Source organism: Blautia sp. ZXY-1-C6 (assembly GCF_056339875.1).
Window position 1 is genome coordinate 1 of sequence record NZ_JBWJVQ010000109.1, and the last position, 3,752, is coordinate 3,752.

At 41.7% G+C, this 3,752-nt stretch carries 2 protein-coding genes; one reads left to right on the top strand and one right to left on the bottom strand.

The window, feature by feature from the left end; genetic code table 11:
• Positions 1 to 322: 322 nt before the first annotated feature.
• Positions 323 to 796: a hypothetical protein gene (locus tag AC075J_RS04010; protein WP_476390043.1), complete on the bottom strand. Its 474-nt coding sequence runs from the start codon at positions 794 to 796 to the stop codon at positions 323 to 325.
• 184 nt (positions 797 to 980) lie between these two features.
• Between AC075J_RS04010 and AC075J_RS04015 the strand changes: the two genes are divergently transcribed.
• On the top strand, positions 981 to 3,752 hold a 2,772-nt coding region (locus tag AC075J_RS04015; RefSeq protein WP_476390044.1), incomplete at its 3' end, for an oxidoreductase.

A 3,752-nucleotide genomic window follows, 5' to 3' on the forward strand; every position in this document is an offset into this window, starting at 1 on the left:
GAGCTGCTGGTCCGCACTGGTGTACTGAAACAGTTCAGGATGATAATGTCCAACTACGGAGCTGATTGCCCGGCTTACATCACTCATAGCTGCTAAGTGTTCTGCGGTAAAAGGAGATCCATTGTTTTCTATCATCAGAACAAAACCAACCTGAACACCGTTTAAAAACACTTTCGAACTACATTTACGATATGGTGATTCCGGGCAAGATACTTCAACAGCCTCAATGCTGGCTGAAGCCCCCTGGACAGCTTCCAATGACATTACATTTTTAATGAAATCGTATGTACAATATCCACGTTCAATATTCTTTTTCCATAATTTATCCGTAACCGGAATCTGATGTAGAATATGACAGGATACGGAATTTCTTGTCGCAAAATACCAAAGAATATCCTAATTTGATGGATGCAGAGTTAATCACTTCATCCAGGCTATGGGAAGAGTGGCCTTTTCGAACCAGTTCTTCATATAAACTAACCTGTTCATGTGTCTGAAGAAACTGTTTTGCTGCATTAAAAACCGCAAAAAGCTCTTTTGCCTGTACTGTTGCACGATCCGTGCAGGAATAAGGAAAAAGATAGTTTTCTCCACGAACAAGGATACATTGAGAAGGCTGCATATCAGGAGACAAGACATCTGGATAACCAAAATAGACAATATCTGTGGCGTATCCTGTTTGAGTGCCATCCAGCAGCTCTACATCTCGTATTTCATGAAGATCAGTAGAACAATTTAGTATTATGTTAAAAGTTTTTTCATTTTTTAAATAATCAATAAGATCGGAAAACAGCATCTTCATACTCCTCTTTACAATTATTTGTGAAAAATGCACAGTGTTTTGCAGATTATTATTAATTATAGTGCATTGTGCATAAATACACAATGTCTTTTTTATATTTATGCCGTTGTTTTTTTAACAATGAAAATGTTATTTTTAAGCCATAATAATCAAGAGACACAAGTAAAGGAGGGTGTACATGTATCAGGAAATATTTAAACAGGGAAAAATTGGAAATATTACACTTAAAAACCGGCTTGTAATGTCACCGATGGGTACAAGCCTGGCGGAGATGGATGGGTCTCCATCGGAAGACATGATTGCATTCTATGAGGCACGTGCAATTGGTGGCGCAGCGCTTATTATTCCGGAGATTGCAAGGGTAAACGATCTGCATGGTGCAGGGATGATGCGTCAGCTGTCTGTTTCAAAAGACAGACATATCGAAGGTCTTGCAAAGCTTGCAGAAACAGTACATAAATATGGGACAAAGATATTCATCCAGCTGCATCACCCTGGACGTGAAACAGTAACTGCTCTTACAGGCGGTCCGGTAGTATCTGCTTCAGCAATACCGTGCAAATATCTTCAGCAAGAAACAAGGGCTCTTTCAACAGAAGAAGTAAAAGCTTTGATCCAACAGTTTATCTCAGGTGCTGTACGGGTAAAAAAAGCGGGTTGCGATGGAGTAGAGCTTCATGCGGCTCATGGGTATCTATTACAACAGTTTCTTTCCCCTTACACAAATAAACGCGAAGATGAGTATGGTGGTTCCTTTGAAAACAGACTTCGTATGATCACCGAGATCATAAATGGAATCCGTGTACAGTGTGGACCGGACTTTCCGATCGGTGTCCGTTTAAGCGTTGAAGAATTTCTGGATAAAACAGGAGTGACAGAGGATTATATCCATATCCAGGATGGAGTTAAGATTGCAATGGCGCTTGAGAAATGCGGGATTGATTTTATTGATGTGTCTGTTGGTTTATACGAGACAGGAAGTGTATGTGTAGAGCCGATCTCCTTCCCCCAGGGTTGGAGAAAAGATCTGATCAAGGCCGTAAAAGATCACGTTTCTATTCCAGTGATAGGAGTTTCCTGCATACGTGAACCACAGGTAGCTGAGAGTTTTCTGGAAGGAGGTATTGTTGATTTTGTCTCCATGGGAAGAAGCTGGCTCGCAGACGAACAGTGGGGACTCAAGGTACTTGAAGGAAGAGAGAATGAAATTTGTAAATGTATCAACTGTCTGCGTTGCTTTGAGAGCCTGAATGCATGGATGGGCGCGGGTATTCCTGCGGAATGTGCAGTTAATCCACGTGCATGCCGCGAACGTCTTTATGGAAATGCAGAATATGACACTCAGGAACATAAGGTAGTAGTTGTGGGTGGCGGACCATGTGGTATGATCGCTGCTAAAACACTTGCTGAACGCGGCATGAAGGTAACATTGGTTGACCGCCAGAGTGAGCTTGGAGGTACGATAAACCTTGCAAAGAAGCCTCCTTTCAAAGAACGTATGGGCTGGATTGCTGATTATTATAATGTTGAATTTGAGAAACTTGGAGTTGAATTAAAACTTGATATGGAAGCGACTGCGGATAAAATTGCAGAAATGAATCCGGACGCGGTACTTGTAGCAACAGGTTCTAAATCTGTCATTCCAGGATCTATTCCCGGAATAACCGGAGAAAATGTATATACAATCGAAGATATTCTTTCCGGAAAAGCCGGACTGAAGAATAAAAAAGTAATGATCATCGGAGCAGGTGTTACGGGACTTGAAACAGCAGAATATCTCTGTCACGAAGGAAATACCGTTGTACTTGCGGATATGCTTGACAAAGTTGCTCCTAATGCAAATCATACAAATGTTGCAGATGTATGTGGAAGATTGAAAGAATACAATGCCCAGTTCATGATGGCATATGCTCTTAAAGAGATCAAAAAAGATGGAGTTGTACTTGAAAGACTGAACGATAAGATAAATGTGGAAGTTGCTGCAGATGCTGTTGTTCTTTCCCTTGGTTTCCGTCCGGACAACCATCTTGTTGAAGAATTAAAAGAAAAAGGAATCCATGCTCAGGCTATCGGAAATGCTGTGAAAGACGGTACGATTGCTCCTGCATCCAGAAGTGGTTTTGAAGCAGCAAGGAAATTGTTTAAGACATCTGTCAAAACTCCAAGCTTTATCACTGCTCCGGAGGAAATGCCTAATTTCGGTAAGATATCTCTTATGAAAAATCAGGAGGGAATATATCTTGCATACCTCACCGATCCTGCGGCGATTGCAAAGGTTCTGCCTGCACCGTTAAAACCATTTTCCGTGCCTGTAGTTACGGTATCTGTGTGCCATGTTAAGGAGCCTACCTTTGCTGATGATTATTATGAAGCAATCCTTGGTGTTTACTGTACATATGGAACACAGCTTGGATTATATCCAATAGGACTTGTACTTGGGGGAACCGGTGCAGAAATGGCAGTTCAGTGTGGACGTGACAATGGATCAATTCCAAAGAAACTGGGATCTGAATTTGTAATCCGTCGAAACAATGATCATGTGACCGCTCAAGTCTGCCGTCGTGGTACTGAACTTGTAAATATTGATCTCAAGATTGGTGAATATAATAACGCAATGACCGGAATGCTGTATCAGTTCCCAGAAGCCGGTAAAAAGACATATGGCGGTGGTTTCTACTTCCACCTTGACCGCGAACCGGATAAAGAAGGAAAATCACATTTCCAGAATGGTGCTCTGCTTCAGAATCTCTGTGAATACAATTACCATTCATGGGAGCCTGGTTTTGCAGCGATTAAATTACAATCGTCCATTGATGATCCATGGGGAGAACTTCCAATCAGAACAGTCATTGGAGGTGCGTATTCCTCAAATGATCTGATGGTTCATAAACTGAATTTATGTGAAGAGATTGACGCAGATGTTCTGGCACCGTATCTGCTTACCGCACGG